Raw genomic sequence first — 1833 nt, forward strand, 5'->3', positions numbered from 1 at the left:
TCGGCCACCGCCGCGAGCGTCGCGACCGGGTCGAACGCTTCGCCGGGAAACACCATCGCGGCGCCCGTCGACACGCAGGCGAGCACGGCCAGCACCATCCCGAAGCAGTGATAGAGCGGCACCGGGATACAGAGCGAATCCTGTTCGGTGAAACGCATCGCCATCGCGATCGAGCGCGCATTGTTGACGACGTTGCGGTGCGTGAGCGTCGCGCCCTTCGGGCTGCCGGTCGTGCCGCTCGTGAACTGGATGTTGATCGGATCGTTGGCGTCGAGCGTCGCGCCGATCGCATCGAGCAGCGCCGGATCGACGGCCCGGCGGCCGCGCGCCATCACGTCCGCGAAGCGGAACATGCCGGCCGGCGCCGTCTCGCCCATCGACACGATCGTGCGCAGGTTCGGCACGCGCGCCGCGTGCAGCTCGCCCGGCGTCGCGGTCGCGAGCTCCGGCGCGATGGTCTGCAGCATCTCGACGTACGCGGAGCTTTTGAAGCGCTCGGCCGCGATCACGGCCTTGCAGCCGACCTTGTTCAGCGCGTATTCGAGCTCCGACAGCCGGTAGGCCGGATTGATGTTGACGAGCACCGCGCCGATCCGCGCGGTCGCGAACTGCGTGAGCAGCCATTCGCTGCGGTTCGGCGACCAGATGCCGACGCAGTCGCCCTTCACGATCCCGAGCGCGGCGAGCCCCGCGGCCAGCACGTCGACCTCGTTCGCGAACGCGCGCCACGTCCAGCGCACCTGCTGCTCGCGGAACACGACGGCCGGACGGTCGGGAAAGCGGCCGGCCGTGTCGAGCAGGAACCGGCTGATCGTCGCTTCGGATAGCGGCACGTCGGTGGCGCCGCGCACGTAGGACAAGCCGTTTTCGGGCGCGATCAGCGCCCCTTTGCCAAGGTCTGCTGCCATCGATGTCTCCGTCCGTTTTTGTCTGATCGGCTACGACACGCGGCTGACGTGCGTGCCTGCGCCGCCGTGCTCGCGGCGGCGAACCTCCGAGCGCATGATGCCGCGCTCTGCTGACGACACTCTGACATTAAATCGCGACGGGCGGCTGAAATAGCACGATCGGGCGACACGATCCGGCCCGCAAAAAACAGACGAAAACGGCGGCCGAAAAAAAAGCAGCCCGAAGGCCGCTTTCTTTCGCGGGATACGCGGCGCGGCTCAGTGCCGGCTGCGGATCTTCGCCAGACGCTGGATCGCTTCGAGCTGCGCCATCGCGGTCGCGAGCTCGGATTGCGCCTTTGCGAGGTCGAGGTCCGACTTCGCGTTCTGCAGCGTTTCCTCGGCACGCTTGCGCGCTTCCTCGGCTTTCGCCGCGTCGAGGTCCTTGCCGCGGATCGCGGTATCGGCGAGCACCGTCACGGCGCCCGGCTGCACTTCGAGAATGCCGCCCGCGACGAACACGAATTCGTCGTTGCCGCCCTCGACTTCGATGCGCACCGCACCCGGACGAATCCGGGTAATGAGCGGCGTGTGACCCGGCAGAATGCCCAGCTCACCCGTTTCGCCCGGCAGCGCGACGAATTTCGCCTCGCCCGAGAAGATCTGCTCTTCCGCGCTGACGACGTCTACTTTGATGGTTGCCATATCGACTCCAATCTCATCCACGGGTTGAGCGTATTGCGGCCGGCGCAGGCGGCCGGCATACAAGTCATTGCTGACTCGTTGCTCCGGCCGGCGCTCGCCGGCTTGCGACTCACTCAGCCCTTACTGGATCTTCTTGGCCTTTTCGAAGGCTTCGTCGATCGTGCCGACCATGTAGAACGCCTGTTCCGGCAGGTGGTCGCACTCGCCGTCGACGATCATCTTGAAGCCACGGATCGTTTCC

2 protein-coding genes are annotated in these 1833 nt (G+C 66.4%); both read right to left on the reverse strand.

The window, feature by feature from the left end; translation table 11 throughout:
- Positions 1–908 (reverse strand): AMP-binding protein (locus tag AC3IFE_RS10755; protein ID WP_489190504.1); only part of this gene is annotated, 908 nt, incomplete at its 3' end.
- Between the two features lie 258 nt (positions 909–1166).
- The gene (locus tag AC3IFE_RS10760) at positions 1167–1592 is read right to left on the reverse strand and encodes a F0F1 ATP synthase subunit epsilon (RefSeq protein ID WP_006477288.1); all 426 of its coding nucleotides are present in this window, start codon (positions 1590–1592) and stop codon (positions 1167–1169) included.
- Between the last annotated feature and the right edge of the window lie 241 nt (positions 1593–1833).

The organism is Burkholderia sp. APQ4-4ca, assembly GCF_057837105.1.